Here is a 16,990-nt window from a genome sequence, read left to right as displayed (position 1 = left end):
AGCGCGCAGATCAAGCCATTGCTGCACCAGGCGGTGCAAGGTGCCGATTGCACCCGCCTGTTCGCGCAGATCCAGGCCCTGCGCCCGCTGCAGGCGCAGGACCTGGACCTGTTCCGCCGGGTGCATGCCAAGTTCCTCCACGATTTCAGCTTTGCCGACGTCGCACGTGCCTTGCACGGCTCCTGGCCAAGCTTTGACAGTGCTACCGCACTGGCGCGGCTGCAGGCCAGCCACGCCGCGCTGCACAGTGACTTCGACGGCGGCATCGAATTGCCGCTGCCGGCCGAACGCGGCTTGAAAAACCCCACGGCGGACCTGTGGCTGACCTGGCTGACACGCATGAGCGGCCAGCCCGGCGTGCCGGCGATCAGCTTGCTGGCCGACGACTTCATGCACCCCCGGTTGTACTGCTTCCCGGCGCGACATGCCAGCAGCGCCTATCGCCTGCTCAGCGGCTGCGCCGAGGCGCGTCAGCACCTGGGGTTGCTCGGCCCGCTGCCTGGCGCCGCGCACCAACACGCCTACGACCGACCTCTTGAACACGTCATCGACCAGTTCGTCGATGCGCTGGATACGACGCCCGTATGAACAAGATCAAGTACTACTGCCTGCGTTATCAACCCTACCTGCTGGGGGTGGCGTTCTTCCTGGCGATCTTCCTGGTCTGGGCGATCGGCCGCGCCCTGGGCTTTGCCTCGCTGCCCAGCCTGCTGGCAGGCATCGGTCTGTTCCTGCTGCTGTCGGCGGGCTATGTGCTGCTGCTGTACCGCGGCGCCGGCCAGCACCACAACCTCGAAGGCCTGCTGCGCGACGACGCCGACCAGGCCGTGCTCAACGCAACGCCGGCAGACCGCGAGGAAATCAGCCTGCTGCGCGAGCGCCTGCTGCACAGTATCGAGCGCCTGCACAGCAACAAGCCGCGCGGCACTGCGGCCAAGGATGCGTTGTACGCCCTGCCCTGGTACCTGGTGATTGGCCAGCCGGCGGCGGGCAAAAGCACCATGATCCTGCAGTCGGGCCTGAGCTTCCCTTACGCCGAGCGTGAGGGCGCGCGCGTCGCCGGCCTGGGCGGCACCCGCAACTGCGACTGGTTCTTCAGCTCCGAAGCCGTATTGCTCGACACCGCGGGGCGCTACATGAACAGCCCCGAAGAGGCCGGCAAATGGCGGGGCTTTCTGCAGCTGCTGCGCCAGCATCGCCAGCGCAGGCCGCTGAACGGCCTGATCGTCAGCGTCAGCATTGCCGATATCCTGCATGGCTCCGCCGAGGACCAGGAGCGAGTGGCCAAACGCTTGCGCGAACGCATACAGGAAAGTTGCACGCTGCTCGAAGTGCGCCTGCCGATTTACCTGGTGTTCACCAAATGCGACCTGATCCCCGGCTTCACCCCGTTCTACCGCCAGCTCGATGATGCCGCCCGTGGCGAAGTGATGGGCAAGACCTTCTCGCACAAAGGCTATGAGCAGGCCGACTGGGGCCGGCGCTTCGGCGCAGCGATGGACGAACTGAGCGGCTACTGGCAGCAAGTGGCCAGCCAGCAACTGGTGCAGCAGGATATCCAGGTTACCCGGCAGAACGACGCCGCGTACCGCTTCCCGCTGGAGCTGGCAGCGCTCAAGCCACGCCTGCAGCAGTTCGTCGACAGCCTGCTGCGTGCCAACCCCTACCAGAATGCCGAAATGCTGCGGGGCTTTTACTTCACCGCCGCGCTGGAGGCCGACGAGGCCCAGTGGGGCAGCCACGGCCAGCATGTAGCCGAGCGCTTTGCCCTGGAGTATGGCAACGACGCTGCACGCCCGGGCAGCCAGCCTGCCCCCCTGTTCATCAACAGCCTGTTCCGCAAAGTGATCATCCCTGACCAGCACCTGGTGGCGCTGTACACCAGCAACCGCCGCGAACGCCGGCGCAAGGCTGCCTGGGTGGGCGCTGCGGGCCTGGCTGGCCTTGTGCTGTGCAGCCTCTGGGGCTGGTCGTACCTGAACAACCGCGCCGTTCTGGCCAGCATCAGCGGCGAACTGGCCGAGGCCAAGGCGCAAGACCGGGCAATCAGCGACCAGTACACCGCCTGGCGCAGCCTTGACCGTTTGCGTTTCTGGACCGCGCATTACTATCAGCAGCACCATGAGCAGGGCGTACCGCTCGGCATGCGCCTGGGCCTGTACCAGGGCCATGCGCTGGAGCCGGTGCTGCGCAACCGCTATTTCGCGACTTTGCAGAACGTCATGCTCAAGCCCACGGCCGACAACCTGACGCGCACCTTGTACCTGCTGACCACGCTCAAGGTGTACCAGCGCAACACCCGCGAGCTGCACCCGGTCAGTGGCGTCGACAGTGTGGAGGCCGAGGCCCTGCCGCATGACAACCGCGCGCAGTCGATCGCCGACTTCGGCAAGGCGACCCTGGACACTTACCTGATGCTCTCGCCAGCCCAACGCGAGAAGGCCGACCCGGCGGTGCTCAAGGCACGTCTGCCGGATTACTGGTACCCGGCCATCGCCCGCCAGACCGGCAACAGCCTGGCTGCGGCCGGCGACCAGGCCGGTGGCAACCAGGACTACCTGTACGCCAGCCGCCAGATCAGCTTCTACAGCGAGCAGATCCGTGAGCCGGATGTGCCGCGCATTCTCGACAACGCCTTCCTGATTTCCAGTTCACGCAACTACATCGACAGCCTGCGAGCCCAGTCGCTGCGCTCGATCGAAACCATCACGCTGGAATCGGACACGCTGTTCGCCTTCGGGCGCGCTGATTTCCAGAGCCTGAAGAACGAGGGCCAGAACCAGCTGAGTGCGATCGCCAGCAAGCTGCTCAACACCCCGGACATCGGCAAGATCATCATCTCCGGTCACGCCGACCAGCTCGGTGACAGCCAAGGCAACCTGCAGGTTTCCAGGCAACGGGCCCAAACCATTCGCACCTACCTGGTGGGCAAGGGCGTGCCCGCCGAACTGGTGGTCGCGCAAGGCGAAGGCAGCCGCAAACCGCTGGTGAACTGCAACCTGCAGCAACCGCGAGCGCAACTGATCAAGTGCCTGGAGCCCAACCGCCGGGTGGAAATCGAAGTGCGCGGGCTCAACTGAGGCCGCGCAGCAAGAACCAGCTGCCCGGCCTCACAGGATGAGGCCCGGGTGGCGGCAAGCTACCTCTGCCGGTGTATCGGGTGAGGTCAAAACCAAGGGACGCATGAGCGACCCTTCACTGTTGTTAATGGAGAGTTTCACAATGGCATTTGACGCGTATATCCAAATCGACGGCATCCCGGGCGAAGTACTGGATGACAAGCACAAGGACTGGATCGAAGTGCTGGGCTACGAGTACGGCGCCACCCAGGCCACCTCGGCCACCGCAAGTTCCTCGGGCGGTGCATCCTCCGAGCGAGTTGCCCTGAGCGACTTCAAGATCCGCAAGGCGGTCGACAAGGCTTCGGCCAAGCTGTTCGAACACTGCTGCACTGGCAAGCACATTGCCAAGCTGAAACTGAACGTGAACCGCGCCGGTGGTGACAAGGTCACCTACCTGACCATCGACATGGAAGAAGTCGTGGTGTCGTCGGTCAAGTTCGTCGCCGGCGGCAACCAGGGCGGTGAAGACAAGGCCGTGAGCGACCTGCCGATCGAAGAAATCAGCTTCAACTTCGCCCGTATCAAAACCACTTACACCCAGCAGAACCGCACCGACGGCCAGGCCGGCGGCAACATTGTCGGTGGCTGGGACCGTACCGCGAACAAAGTATTCGCCTAATCAGCTGCTTGCCCATGGGCCGCGCGCGCGGCCCATGTTGCGCAGCGTGCCGGCGCGTCGCCTGGCACGCTGCTTTCTTCCCCTGATCAGAGTGTCCTATGCCTGAAATCCTCAACGACCTTTCGCTGGCCACACTGGCCGCACCGATCGACGGCGGCAGCGGCGAAGATTTGAGCTTCTCCGCCCTTTTCGACCAGATCAAGGAGGCGCGCCGTGCCGACCCTGACTACCTCACCCAGGGCGACTGGCAAACCGATTTGAAGACCGCCGACTGGGAACAGGTCATCAGCCTGGCCGCCCAAGGCCTGACGCAGCACAGCAAGGACCTGATGCTGGTCGCCTGGCTCAGCGAAGGGCTGGCCCAGCGCGAGCATTTCGACGGCATCACCTTTGGCCTCGAACTGACCCGACAGGTGATGGAAACATTCTGGGACAGCCTGTATCCCGACATGGAACACGGTATGGACGAGCGCGCGGCTCGCCTGTCCTGGCTGAAAACCACCCTTACCGATATCGCCGCTGGCTTGCCCATTACCCAGGGCGAGCATTTTGGCGTGCTGCGTTATGACGAATCACGTCACGTGGAAAACCTCGCGCTGCAGAATCCCAAGGCGATGCAGACCGCACTCAACGAAGGCAAGATCAACGCCGAAATCTTTCAGCGCTCGGTGGCCCTCAGCGATACCGAACACCTGCGCGCCAAAGCCTTGCAGATCGCCGCCAGCCTGCGCGCCTGCAACCAGCTGCAGGCGTGCATCGACCGGCTGTTCGATCACGACGCGCCGAGCTTTGCCAGCCTGGCCGACATGCTCTCGCGCGCCAACCATCTGGCGGAAAAGCTGCTCAAGGACCGGGGCGTTGAACTGCACCCTGTAGAGGTGGCGGGCACTGCGCCCGAACCCGACGTCGCCCCGCCCAGCGAAGCCGGGCAACCGATGGCCTCGCCCTCCCAGCCGACCGCCCCTGCGCCCATGCGCACCACCCCGCTGACCCGTGACGAAGCGTTCAACATGCTCGCGGGCGTGGCCCGGTTCTTCAAGCAGAGCGAACCGCAAAGCCCGGTGCCGTACCTGATCGAGCGCGCCATCAAGTGGGGCAACATGCCGCTGGAAGGCTGGCTGAGCGATGTGATCAAGGACAGCAACGTGGTCGACAACATTCGCGATGTACTGGGCACCCGCGAACCAAGGTCTTGAACCGGCCGAGCGAACAGTCGAGGCAAATCCTGCTACCTTGAGCCTCGATCCACGGCCAAGGCACGATCCGTGGTCCAGCGCACCATAAGCACTTTTTCCGGCAAAGGCTCGAGAATGGCCGACTCCTGGCCCAGGAGCCGATTCCATCCAGAGGCTTCCTTTAGCGATTCTATTGCCAGTTTGCCCAATGGAATTCTGTTTATCCTGGCTTCTATCAGGGTGGCTTTGATATCGGTAACCAGCTGCCTCATTTTTCCCACACCGGCGAACGAGGCTGCTCCCATCCCTAATACGCTGAATGCTTCACTTGCCAATCCGACAGTTGGATAAGAGAAAGCCATCGCCACACCTGGGGCTTTGGTCAGGGTACTGACAAGGCCACCGGTGAAAATCATTGCATTGTTGGTGCGGCTCGCGGCGTCGAACTCCCTGGGTACAGGCTGCCCATTGGCCTTGGCAACCGAGCGTTTGACAATTGTTCTTGAAGCTTTGTTGAGCGAAGACAGCATGCCCACCGTTCCCCAGACCAACCCGGTGCCTTGCCCGGCTATACGTGTGGGTGAATGACCATCACAGTCCACATTGTTGACCGGATCGCCTTGACAATAAGCATATGCATTGAGACCTCCGCGGCCAAAAGGGCTTACTGCATCGGGACTGTGAAAACGCATCAGCCCTGTGTCGTAGGCCCGTTTACCGTTGCCAAGCAGGTAGCGGCGCGGCAGTGCCCCGCATAATTCACCGGCGAACGCCAGTAACGGGGCTGACCGGGGCAAATGAAAACCATAAGGTGAATAGGTTCGGGCTTCGAAGTTGTTGCCCGGCGCAGTGGAAGCTTGTTTGTCTAACGCCTGTAGTTCCGAAGATAGTTCCGAAGATAGTTCCGAACCCAGTTCCGAGATTTCCATGATTCAGCCCCTGGATAATAGTGTTCTCAAGGCCACACTAATCATCCGCCAAAGACTCGGTAACTCTCAGTTCCATGAGGTGACAACGCTGCAGGCATGACAGCGGTAATGCTGTTACCGTGGGCGCACTGACAAGCCACAGCCAAGGACTGCGTCATGCCCCCACGCCAAACCACCCCGAACGGCTTCGTTCGCGTACACGGTGCTCGCGAGCACAACCTCAAGAACGTTGATGTCGATATCCCCCGCGACGCTCTGGTGGTGTTTACAGGCGTGTCTGGCTCGGGCAAGTCTTCGCTGGCCTTCTCCACCTTGTATGCCGAAGCCCAGCGCCGTTACTTCGAGTCGGTGGCGCCCTATGCCAGGCGCCTGATCGATCAGGTAGGCGTGCCGGACGTGGACGCCATCGAGGGCCTGCCGCCGGCGGTGGCCCTGCAGCAGCAACGCGGTACGCCGAGTGCCCGCTCCTCGGTGGGCAGCGTGACCACCTTGTCCAGTTCTATCCGCATGCTCTACTCGCGCGCCGGCCATTATCCGGCCGGGCAAGCGATGCTGTATGCCGAGGATTTTTCGCCGAACACGCCGCAGGGCGCCTGCCCCGAATGCCATGGCATGGGCCGGGTCTACGAGGTCACGGAAGCAACCATGGTTCCCGACCCGTCGCTGACCATCCGCGAGCGCGCGGTGGCGGCGTGGCCAATGGCCTGGCAGGGCCAGAACCAGCGCGACATCCTGGTAACCCTGGGCTACGACGTCGACATCCCCTGGCGCGACCTGCCCCAGGCGCAGCGTGACTGGATCCTGTTCACCGAAGACACCCCCACTGCCCCGGTGTATGCCGGCCTGACCCCGGCGCAAACCCGCACCGCCCTCAAGCGCAAGCAGGAGCCCAGCTACCAGGGCACCTTCATGGGCGCCCGGCGCTACGTGCTGCACACCTTCATGCATTCCCAGAGCGCGCAGATGCGCAAGCGCGTCGCCCAGTACATGCGCCCCAGCCCCTGCCCGCTGTGCGCAGGCAAGCGCCTCAAGCGCGAGGCGCTGGCGGTGACCTTCGCCGGCCGCGACATCGCCGAGCTGTCACACCTGTCATTACAGGCACTGGCCGAGGTGTTGCGCGAAGTGGCAGCGGCGGATTACCTGACGCGGCAGCAGGACGACCTGACCCTCGAGAAGCGCCTGGCCGCCCAGCGCATCGCCAAGGAACTGCTCGAACGCATCGATACCCTGCTCGACCTCGGCCTCGGTTACCTGGCGTTGGAACGCAGCACCCCGACCTTGTCCTCCGGTGAGCTGCAACGGTTGCGCCTGGCAACGCAGCTGAATTCGCAATTGTTCGGCGTGATCTACGTGCTCGACGAGCCCTCGGCCGGCTTGCATCCGGCTGACAGCGAGGCCCTGTTCGAGGCCCTGCAGCGCTTGAAGCACGCTGGCAACTCGGTCTATGTGGTGGAGCACGACCTGGACACCATGCGCCGTGCCGACTGGCTGGTGGATGTCGGCCCGGCTGCTGGCGAGCATGGTGGCACCATCCTCTACAGTGGGCCGCCCGCCGGGCTGGCGCAGGTGCAGCAGTCGTGCACCCGCGCCTACCTGTTCAGCCCCCCCGCGCAGGCTGCCCGCGCACCACGGCCGGCTCGCGACTGGCTGAAGCTGGAAGGCATCACCCGCAACAACCTCGATAACCTCAGCGCCGAATTCCCACTGGGCTGCTTCACGGCCGTAACCGGGATTTCCGGCTCGGGCAAGTCCAGCCTGGTCAGCCAGGCCTTGCTGGAGCTGGTGGGTGCCCACCTGGGCCATGCCGAGCAGCGCAGCGAAGCCGATGAGCAAAGCCTGGAAGACGAACCTGAACAGGCCAGCAGCGGCCAGGTGAGCGCGGGCATCGACAGCATCAAACGCCTGGTTCAGGTCGACCAGAAGCCGATCGGCCGCACGCCCCGTTCCAACCTGGCCACCTACACCGGCTTGTTCGATCACGTACGCAAACTGTTCGCCGCCACCGAGCAGGCCAAGGCGCACGGCTTCGATGCCGGGCGGTTTTCCTTCAACGTTGCCAAGGGCCGTTGCGCCAACTGCGAGGGCGAAGGCTTTGTCAGCGTCGAGCTGCTGTTCATGCCCAGCGTGTATGCACCTTGCCCGACCTGCCACGGTGCCCGCTACAACCCCGAGACCTTGGCGGTGAGCTGGCAAGGCATGAATATCGCGCAGGTGCTGCAGCTGAACGTCGACCAGGCGCTGGAGGTGTTTGCCGCGCAGCCAGCGGCGCGACGCTGCCTGCAGGTGCTGCAGGATATCGGCCTGGGCTACCTGCGCCTGGGCCAGCCGGCCACCGAACTGTCCGGTGGCGAGGCGCAGCGCATCAAGCTGGCCACCGAACTGCAACGCGTTGCCCGCGGGGCGACGCTGTATGTGCTGGACGAGCCCACCAATGGCCTGCACCCGCAAGACATCGACCGGCTGCTGGTGCAGCTGAACCGCCTGGTCGAGGGCGGCCACAGCGTGGTGGTGGTGGAGCATGACATGCGGGTGGTGGCGCAGAGTGACTGGGTGATCGATATCGGGCCAGGGGCTGGGGATGCCGGGGGCAAGGTGGTGGTCAGTGGTACGCCGCAGGTGGTGGCTGGGTGCCCTGAAAGCCGCACGGCGGAGTTTCTGGCCAAGGCTTTATAGCGCCTGTGCCGGCCTCTTGGCGGATAAACCGGATCGCCGCACCGCCGCCCTTGCGCAAAATTCAAAAAGGGTGCGCGATCCCTGTGGGAGCGGGTTTACCCGCGAAGAGGCCGGTGCATGCACCACACCGCTAACGGATTGCCAGCCTAGTGGTGTGCCGCTTAGAATGCGATCAATTCTTAGTTGCACCCTGATACGGAACCACTCACCCGCCCATGCCCCCCGCCAACTCCACCCTCAACCTGCAGGTCCAGTCGCTGTACACCGAGCACCATGGTTGGTTGCAGGCCTGGCTGGGGCGCAAGCTGGGCAATGGCTGTGATGCCGCCGACCTGGCCCATGACACCTTCGTGCGCCTGCTCAGCCGCCAGGGCCACAGCTACTTCGGCCACGAGCCGCGAGCCTTGCTCACCCATATCGCCAAAGGCCTGGTGGTTGACCGCTGGCGCCGCCAGGATGTGGAGCGGGCCTACCTGGAGGCCATTGCCCATTTGCCCGAACCCGAGGTGCCCTCGCCGGAGACGCGCTGGCTGATCCTGGAAACCCTGTACCGCATCGACGCCATGCTGCGCGAGATGCCGGCCCGGGTGCGCCAGGTGTTTCTGCTGTCGCAACTGGACGGGCTGACCTACGCGCAAATCGCCGAACAGCTGCAGGTTTCACTGATCACCATCAAGCGCGACATGCGCACGGCCTTTCTCGCCTGCCTGAGCATCGACTGATGGTGCAACGCATCGACCCGCTGATTCTTGGCGAGGCCGCCGACTGGCTAGTGCAGCTGCAATCAGGCACGGCCAGCGAGGACGACCATCGCGCGGTGCAGGCCTGGTGCCAGCGTAGCGCCCAGCACGCCCTGGCCTGGCAGCGTGCTGAGGCCATCCTCGGCGATTTCCGCCGCCTGCCCACGCCGGTAACCGGCGAAACCCTGCGCCGGCTCAGCCGCAATGGTGCCGTCAGCCGCCGCCAGGCCCTGCACCGCCTGGGCCTGTGGCTACTGGCTGCCCCGGCGGCCTGGCTGGCCTGGCGCGAAACACCGTGGCAGCAATGGACCGCCGATGCGCGCACAGCGGTCGGCGAGCAGCGCCCACTGACGCTGGCCGACGGCAGCCAGGTGCTGCTGAACACCGACACGGCCATCGACATCAGCTTCGACGCGCAGCAACGCCGCATCAACCTGCTGGCGGGTGAAATACTGGTCACCAGTGCCAAGGACCCTGCCACCCAGGCACGTCCGCTGCTGGTGCGCACCCTGCATGGCCAGGCGATTGCGCTGGGCACGCGCTTCAGTGTCCGCCTGGATGGGGCGCTTACCCAGGTGGCCGTGCTTGAAGGCGCAGTCGATGCCCGACCCGCGCACGCTGGCAGCGGCCTGGTGCTGAAGGCAGGCGAGCGCAGCGCCTTCAATGCCAGCCGGGTGCAGCCCGCCGCCCCGCTGGAGCCCGGCGACCTGGCCTGGGAGCACGGCATGCTGCTGGCCCGGGGCATGCGCCTGGGCGAGCTGCTGCAGGAGCTGAGCCGCTACCGCCCCGGCGTGCTGCGCTGCCACCCGGCCGTGGCCGAGCTGAAAGTATCCGGCGCCTTCCCGCTGGCCGATACCGATGCCAGCCTGCGGCTGCTGGGCGACACACTGCCGGTGGCGATCCAGGGGCTGACGCGCTACTGGGTAACCGTGGAGCCGCGCGCCTGAACCGACGCGGTCCGTATACGACTGCGTGAAATTTGCGTGATACCTTTTCCTGCGTCGTCCGGTGATGAGTGCAGAACATTCCTATTCTGCACCCACAGGACCCACGCATGATGCCCCGCCAGCCGTACCGCTTCCGCCTCAAGGCCCTGAGCCTTGCCATCGCCATGGCCACCCTGGCGCCGATGGCGATGGCCGTCGATGCCAGCAACACGCCACACACCTATCACCTGGCAGCCGGCCCGCTGGCCGACGTGCTGGCGCGCTTCGCCGCCAGCGCCGGGGTGCCGCTGTCCTTCGACCCGGCCCTGCTCAACGGTGTGCAAAGCCAGGGCCTGGAGGGCAACTACAGCGTCCCGGAAGGCTTCGCCCGCCTGCTGGCCGGTAGCGGCTACAGCCTGATCAGCACCGACAGCGGCGGTTACACCCTGGCCCCTGCGGTCGAGCTGGGCAATGCCCTGGAACTGGGCGCGACCACCATCAACAGCGAACTGCCCGCCAACAGCGATACCTGGCAAGGCGGCCAGGTGGCCCGCAGTGCTCGGCTGGGCATGCTCGGCGACCAGGCAATCAGCGACGTGCCGTTCAGCGTCACCAGCTACACCGCCAAAACCATCGCCGACCAGCAGGCGCGCACCCTGGGCGATGTGCTGCTCAATGATGCGTCGGTGCGCCAGTCGGCAGGGTTTGGCAACTTTTCGCAGGTGTTCACCATCCGCGGCCTGCCGCTGAACACCGATGACATCAGCTACAACGGCCTGTACGGGGTGCTGCCAAGGCAGATCGTGACCACCGAGGCGCTGGAGCGGGTCGAACTGTTCAAGGGCTCCAGCGCCTTCCTCAATGGCGTCGCGCCCCAAGGTAGCGGTATTGGCGGGGCAATCAACCTGGTGCCAAAGCGCGCCGAAGACACGCCAACCCGGCATGTCACCCTCGACTACGCCAGCGGTGACAATGTCGGCGGCCACCTGGACCTGGGCAAGCGCTTTGGTGAAGACAACCGCTTCGGCGCACGCATCAACCTGGCCCAGCATGACGGCGGCAGCGGTGTCGACGATGAGGCCCAGCATTCCACCCTGGTCGCCGTGGCCCTGGACTACCGCGGCGAGCGCCTGCGCCTGTCCACCGACCTGGGCTACCAGAAACAGCGCATCAACGAGGGCCGCGCGGTGATCTACCCTACCGGCACCAAAGTGCCCCATGCCCCGTCGGCGCGTGACAACTATTCGCAGGACTGGACCTGGTCGCAGCTGGAGGACACTTACGGCATGGTCAACGCCGAGTACGACCTCAACGACAACTGGATGCTGTACGCCGGCGCTGGCGCCAAGCACACCCGCGAGAATGGCGAATATTCTTCGCTGTACGTCAGCGACGAAAATGGCACCGCACGGGGCGGCTTCCTCTATTCGCCGCACGACGAGGACAACAAGAGTGCGGTCGCCGGCCTGAATGGCCGCTTTGCCACCGGACCGGTCAGCCACCGCTTCAATTTAGGGCTGTCGGGGATGTGGGGTGAACAGCGCTCGGCCTACGAGGCGCTGGCGGCTGCCAAGCGCTACGACAGCAACCTGTACAACCCGGAGAAGGTGCCGCGCCCGTCCGATACCTATTTCGGCAGCGACCTGCATGACCCGCGCATCGTCGGCAAGAACCGCAACAAGAGCGTCGCGCTGTCCGATACCCTGGGCTTCTTCGATGACCGGGTGCTGTTGACCGTGGGTGTACGCAGGCAGTCGATCAGCGTCGACAGCTGGGCGACCGCTACGGGCGTGCGCAATACGCCGTACGACGAGTCGATCACCACGCCGGTGTACGGCGTGGTGATCAAGCCCTGGGAGCATGTGTCGTTCTACGCCAACCGCATCGAAGGCCTGGCCCAGGGCCCGACCGCACCGTCCAGTGTAAGCAACGCCAACGAAGTGTTCCCGCCCAAGCGCAGCAAGCAGGTAGAGGCCGGGGTCAAGCTGGACTGGAACAGCTTCGGCGCCAGCCTGGGCGTGTACCGGATCGAGCAGCCCAACAGCGTCACCTACCGCGCGCCGGGGGCCGCGCTGGACACCTTCAGCATGGACGGCGAGCAGGTCAACAAGGGTGTGGAGCTGAACCTGTTCGGTGAGCCAGTGGACGGCCTGCGCCTGCTGACGGGTGCGGTGTTCATGCATACCGAGCAAAAGAACACTGCCTATGGCAGCAACGACGGCAACCGCGCCGCCGGGGTGCCGCGCTTCCAGTTCAACCTGGGGGCTGACTGGGATGTGCCTGGGATCCAGGGCGCGGCGCTGAGTGCGCGCCTGCTGCGCACGGGTGGGCAGTATGTCAATGCGGCGAACAGTTTGAGCATTCCGGCGTGGACGCGGGTGGACCTGGGTGGGCGCTATCGTTTCAAGGTGGATGACAAGCTGGTGACGTTGCGGGCCAATGTCGAGAACGTGGCCAACAAGGCGTACTGGGCTTCGGCTTCTACCTCTAACAATTACCTGACACAGGGTACGCCGCGGGTTTTGCGGTTGTCGGCCAGTGTGGAGTTTTGAGGGGCCCGGGATGGGTATGGCTTGGGAGATGCAGCGCCTGGGATGGGCATGGCTCCGGACATGCAGCGCCTGTGAGATCGAGCGCCGCCCGCGTGGCGCTCGATCTCATAGGCGATGCAAATTCTGTGGCAACCACCTAGCAGCCCCAACCGCCGCTAAAGTACAGTCTGCCCCATGGACAAATACGCCCCCCGCCAGTGGCTCCCCCACGAAAAACCCAGCCTGCCGGGCTCCCCCTCCACGCCTCTGCACTCGCCGGCCAAACGCCTGGCCTACGGCGTTGTCGGCCTGCTGGTGGCAATCACCGGTGGCCTGGGCAACGCGCTGGTCACCGCCAATCTGGTGTTCCTGCAGGGCGCCCTGGGCGCGACCACGGCGGAAATGGCCTGGTTGCCAGCCGCCTACGTGATGACCAACGTGTCCATCAACCTGCTGCTGGTCAAGTTCCGCCAGCAGTTCGGCCTGCGCGCCTTTACCGAAGTGTTCCTGGTGCTGTATGCGCTGGTTACCTTCGCCCACCTGCTGGTCAACGACCTGAACTCGGCCATCGCCGTTCGCGCAGCGCACGGCATGGTCGGCGCCGCGCTCAGCTCGCTGGGGCTGTACTACATGATCCAGGCGTTCCCGGCGCAATGGCGGCTCAAGGCGATGGTCCTGGGCCTGGGCGCCTCGCAGCTGGCGCTGCCGCTGGCGCGGATCTTTTCCGAAGACCTGCTGCAAATCGCCGAATGGCGTGGGCTGTACCTGTTCGAACTGGGCCTGGCACTGGCTGCGCTGGGTTGCGTGATGATGCTCAAGCTGCCGCCCGGCGACCGCTTCAAAACCTTCGAGCCGCTGGACTTCCTGACGTTCACCCTGATGGCCGGCGGCACTGCCCTGCTCTGCGCTGCGCTGTCGCTGGGGCGCATCGACTGGTGGCTGGAGGCGCCGTGGATCGGCGTTGCGCTGGCGGCATCGATCGCCCTGATTTTCAGCGGCCTGGCCATCGAACACAATCGCCAGAACCCGTTGCTGATGACCCACTGGCTGGGCAGCGGGGCCATCATCCGCCTGGCGCTGTGCGTGGTGCTGATCCGCATGGTCACCTCGGAGCAGTCCACGGGTGCGGTCGGCTTCCTGCAGGTATTGAACATGGGCAGCGAGCAGCTGCGCGCGCTGTACGGGATCATGCTGCTGGGCGCGGTGGCCGGGCTGGCCAGCAGTGCCCTCACCATCAACCCCAACCACCTGGTGATTCCGCTGTTCGTCTCGCTGCTGGCCATGGCTGCCGGCGCCTTCATGGACAGCAGCTCCAGCAACCTGACCCGCCCGGCGCAGATGTACTTCAGCCAGTTCCTGCTGGCTTTCGGCAGCACCTTCTTCCTTGGCCCGTCGATGGCCCTGGGTATCAGCCATGTGCGCGCCAACCCCCGCAACCTGGTGAGTTTTTCGGTGCTGTTCGGCATTTGCAACAACCTGGGTGGGCTGATCGGCGCGGCGCTGCTGGGCACCTTCCAGACCTGGCGGGAGAAGTTTCATTCCAGCCACCTGATGGATCGCCTCAGCTACCTGGAGCCGCTGGTGAATGCGCGTGTGCAAAGCGGCGGCGGCGGTTACGGTGGCGTGATCGCCGACCCGGCGCTGCGCAGCGAAGCCGGCATGCGCCTGCTGGCCAGTGCCGCCACCCGCGAAGCCAATATCATGGCCTACAACGATGTATTCGTGCTGATCGGCAGCATCGCAATCCTGACCATGATCTGGATCTGCATCCGCAGCACCTGGCTCTGGTACGCAAAACGCAAGGCCACCTCCACCGACTCGACCCCCGGCGCGACCACCCGATGACCGACGACACCCGCACCACGACCACCACCGCCATCGCCGAAACCCCGGAAGGCGCCACACCGCCCAGCGAGCCAACCAGCCCGGTACGTTCGCGGCGGATGCGGATCCTGTCATCGATCAGTTTCGCCGGCGTGGCCCTGGCCGGCATCCTGCTGGTGCTGTACGCCTGGCGCCTGCCACCGTTCAGCAGCGCCATCGAAAGCACCGAGAACGCCCTGGTGCGCGGCCAGGTGACCATCATCGGGCCACAACTGAGCGGCTACATTACCGATGTACCAGTACACGACTTCCAGTTCGTCAAGGCTGGCGACCTGCTGGTGCAGCTGGACGACCGCATCTACAAGCAGCGCCTGGCCCAGGCCGTTGCCCAACTGCAGCAACAACAGGCGGCCCTGGCCAACAACCTGCAGCAGCGCAACAGCGCCGATGCCACCATTGCCCAGCGCCGGGCTGCCATCGACGACGCCACCGCGCAGGCTGCCAAGGCCAAAGCCGACCTGGGCCGCAACCAGGCACTGGTCAACGACGGCTCGGTGTCCCGCCGCGAGCTGGACCTGGCCCGGGCCAGCGCAGCCGCTGCCGTCGCCAGCCTGGCCCAGGCCAGAGCGGCGCTGGAAATCGCCCGGCAAGACCGGGAAACCGTGGTCGTCAACCGGGCCGCGCTGGAGGCGGCAGTCGAGAACGCCAAGGCGGCTGTCGAACTGGCCCGCATCGACCTGGACAATACCCGCGTCACCGCCCCGCGCGACGGCCAGCTGGGGCAGATCGGCACGCGCCTTGGGGCTTATGTGAACTCGGGTGCGCAGCTGATGGCGCTGGTGCCCGACACCCTGTGGGTGATCGCCAACATGAAGGAAACCCAGATGTCCGAGGTGCGCATCGGCCAGCCGGTGACCTTTACCGTGGATGCCTTGAACCACCTGAAGCTGCACGGGCACGTGCAGCAGATTTCGCCGGCCACCGGCTCGGAGTTCGCCTTGTTGCAGGCGGACAATGCCACCGGCAATTTCGTCAAGATTGCCCAGCGCATACCGGTACGCATCACCGTGGACGCCGACCAGGCCCAGGCCAGGCGGCTGCGACCCGGGATGTCGGTGGTGGTCAGTATCGACACGCGCAGCCGCGATTGATGGTGTGGCTACCGGCCGCTTCACGGGGGAACCCGCTCCCACCGGTACTGTAGAGTTTTCTGGGGCTGTGCTTAGGCCAGAACAGGCTTACATCCACCAGGCCAGCACCACGGGCAACCAGGCAAATGACAGCACCGTCGAGCACATCACCAGGTTCGCCACCTGCTCCGGCTCGCGGTTGGCTCGCACCGCCATCAGGTAGTTGAACACCGCCACCGGCATTGCCGACTGCACCACCAGCACTGCTCGCTCAAGGTTGTCCATGCCCAGCGCTGCCCCCACTGCCCAACCCATCGCAGCCCCCAGGCCAATGCGCAAACCGCCGAGCAACAGGCCGCTGCCTACGTGACGCAGGCGAATGCTGGCCAGCGATACCCCCAGGGTCAACAGCATCAGCGGGATGGTCATGCCGCCCAGCAGGTCTGCGGTGTTGGCCAGCCAGCGCGGCAGTTCGAAATCGAGAAAGATGATGGGCATGGCGCCCGCCAGGCTGATGACGATCGGGTTGCGCAGCAGCGCCTTGAGCGAAGCCGCCGTGCCGGAGATGGCCATGCCGATCGTGAACTGCACGATCGACAGGGTGAGGAAAAACGCCACGGCCAGTGCCAAGCCGTGTTCACCGAAGGCGTACAGGCTGATCGGCAGGCCCATGTTGCCGGTGTTGGGGAACATGAACGCCGGCAGCAGTACCCGCCAATGCATGCCAGAAGCGCGGCACACCAGCAACGCAGCCAAGGCCATGCCCAGGGTGCACAGCAAACAGGCGACGGCCATGCTGGTAAAGGCATTCGTGTTCAGCTCGGTGCGGCTGAGGGTGGACAGCACCAGCGACGGGGTGCCGATGGTCATCACCACCCGGGCGATGAAGTCGGTGGGGTAGTCCAGGCCCTTGCGGGCCCAGGCGAAGCCAACAGCGGCGACGATGAAAACCGGGGCCAGGACTGCGAACAGCGACGCGAACATGGAGGCCTTCCTTGGTGTGGATGCAGCATTATGCAGCAGTCTGCGCATTTGCCCAGGCGACCCCGTCTCTTGCAGGGGCAGCCTTGTGCTGCGAAGAGGCCATTTCAGCCACAAACAAACTCAAAGCTTACCGGCCCTTTCGCAGCGCAAGGCTGCACCTACCAAAATCCAGGGCAGTCATTGAAAATGTCTGCCCAAGACACTTTCATGTCGCCCTTGGACTGCGGCGTCTCGTCGCACGCTGTTGCCCCTTGGGCAAAACCTTCCAAGCCCGTAGAATCGCGCTTCCTTTTCGCCCGTCGCCTTGAACGGTGGCAACCCGCAGCAATGACAGAGT

General features: G+C 64.8%; 11 protein-coding genes and 1 pseudogene. 10 read left to right on the top strand and 2 right to left on the bottom strand.

The genetic code is table 11. The annotated features are described in order from the left end of the window. The 4 genes and pseudogenes from HP547_RS03025 to tssA all read left to right on the top strand — a co-directional run. Positions 1–588, top strand: a pseudogene (locus HP547_RS03025) (type VI secretion system-associated protein TagF); the annotation flags it as partial. Next, a complete protein-coding gene (tssM, locus tag HP547_RS03020; RefSeq protein ID WP_172221634.1) occupies positions 585–3,080 on the top strand; it encodes a type VI secretion system membrane subunit TssM in 2,496 nt (831 codons plus the stop codon). The pseudogene HP547_RS03025 and the gene tssM, both read left to right, overlap by 4 nt. Positions 3,081–3,222: 142 nt before the next feature. Then, positions 3,223–3,741: a type VI secretion system tube protein Hcp gene (locus tag HP547_RS03015; protein ID WP_016499518.1), complete on the top strand. Its 519-nt coding sequence runs from the start codon at positions 3,223–3,225 to the stop codon at positions 3,739–3,741. Positions 3,742–3,839: 98 nt separating this feature from the next. Continuing rightward, positions 3,840–4,937 carry a type VI secretion system protein TssA gene (tssA, locus tag HP547_RS03010; protein ID WP_172285477.1) on the top strand — a complete coding sequence of 366 codons (1,098 nt, stop codon included), beginning with the start codon at positions 3,840–3,842 and terminating at the stop codon, positions 4,935–4,937. A gap of 32 nt (positions 4,938–4,969) precedes the next feature. Here the strand turns inward: tssA and HP547_RS03005 are convergent, their stop codons facing one another. Further along, complete coding sequence (locus HP547_RS03005) at positions 4,970–5,845, bottom strand: RHS repeat-associated core domain-containing protein (RefSeq protein WP_172285476.1); 876 nt, start codon at positions 5,843–5,845, stop codon at positions 4,970–4,972. A gap of 156 nt (positions 5,846–6,001) precedes the next feature. Here HP547_RS03005 and HP547_RS03000 point away from each other — a divergent pair, with 156 nt between their 5' ends. The 6 genes from HP547_RS03000 (at position 6,002) to HP547_RS02975 (ending at position 15,690) form a co-directional block, all read left to right on the top strand. Beyond that, positions 6,002–8,518 (top strand): excinuclease ABC subunit UvrA, encoded by a 2,517-nt coding sequence (locus HP547_RS03000; protein ID WP_172285475.1) that lies wholly within the window; start codon positions 6,002–6,004, stop codon positions 8,516–8,518. Between the two features lie 215 nt (positions 8,519–8,733). Then, positions 8,734–9,240: a sigma-70 family RNA polymerase sigma factor gene (locus tag HP547_RS02995; RefSeq protein WP_172285474.1), complete on the top strand. Its 507-nt coding sequence runs from the start codon at positions 8,734–8,736 to the stop codon at positions 9,238–9,240. After that, positions 9,240–10,205 (top strand): FecR domain-containing protein, encoded by a 966-nt coding sequence (locus HP547_RS02990; protein ID WP_172285473.1) that lies wholly within the window; start codon positions 9,240–9,242, stop codon positions 10,203–10,205. The genes HP547_RS02995 and HP547_RS02990 overlap by 1 nt, the downstream gene beginning before the upstream one ends. 107 nt (positions 10,206–10,312) lie before the next feature. Then, positions 10,313–12,736, top strand: coding sequence for a TonB-dependent receptor (locus HP547_RS02985; RefSeq protein WP_172285472.1), 2,424 nt, complete (start codon positions 10,313–10,315; stop codon positions 12,734–12,736). A gap of 174 nt (positions 12,737–12,910) precedes the next feature. Beyond that, positions 12,911–14,560, top strand: a complete 1,650-nt coding sequence (locus tag HP547_RS02980; protein WP_172285471.1) for an MFS transporter — start codon at positions 12,911–12,913, stop codon at positions 14,558–14,560. Next, on the top strand, positions 14,557–15,690 hold the full coding sequence (locus HP547_RS02975; protein ID WP_172285470.1) for an HlyD family secretion protein: 1,134 nt from the start codon (positions 14,557–14,559) through the stop codon (positions 15,688–15,690). Before HP547_RS02980 ends, HP547_RS02975 begins: the two co-directional genes overlap by 4 nt. 87 nt (positions 15,691–15,777) lie before the next feature. Here the strand turns inward: HP547_RS02975 and HP547_RS02970 are convergent, their stop codons facing one another. Next, on the bottom strand, positions 15,778–16,653 hold the full coding sequence (locus HP547_RS02970; RefSeq protein WP_172285469.1) for an AEC family transporter: 876 nt from the start codon (positions 16,651–16,653) through the stop codon (positions 15,778–15,780). Positions 16,654–16,990 lie beyond the last annotated feature (337 nt).

This window comes from Pseudomonas sp. CM27 (assembly GCF_013179515.1).
GTDB lineage: Bacteria > Pseudomonadota > Gammaproteobacteria > Pseudomonadales > Pseudomonadaceae > Aquipseudomonas.
This window is presented reverse-complemented; position numbering and strand designations above follow the sequence as displayed.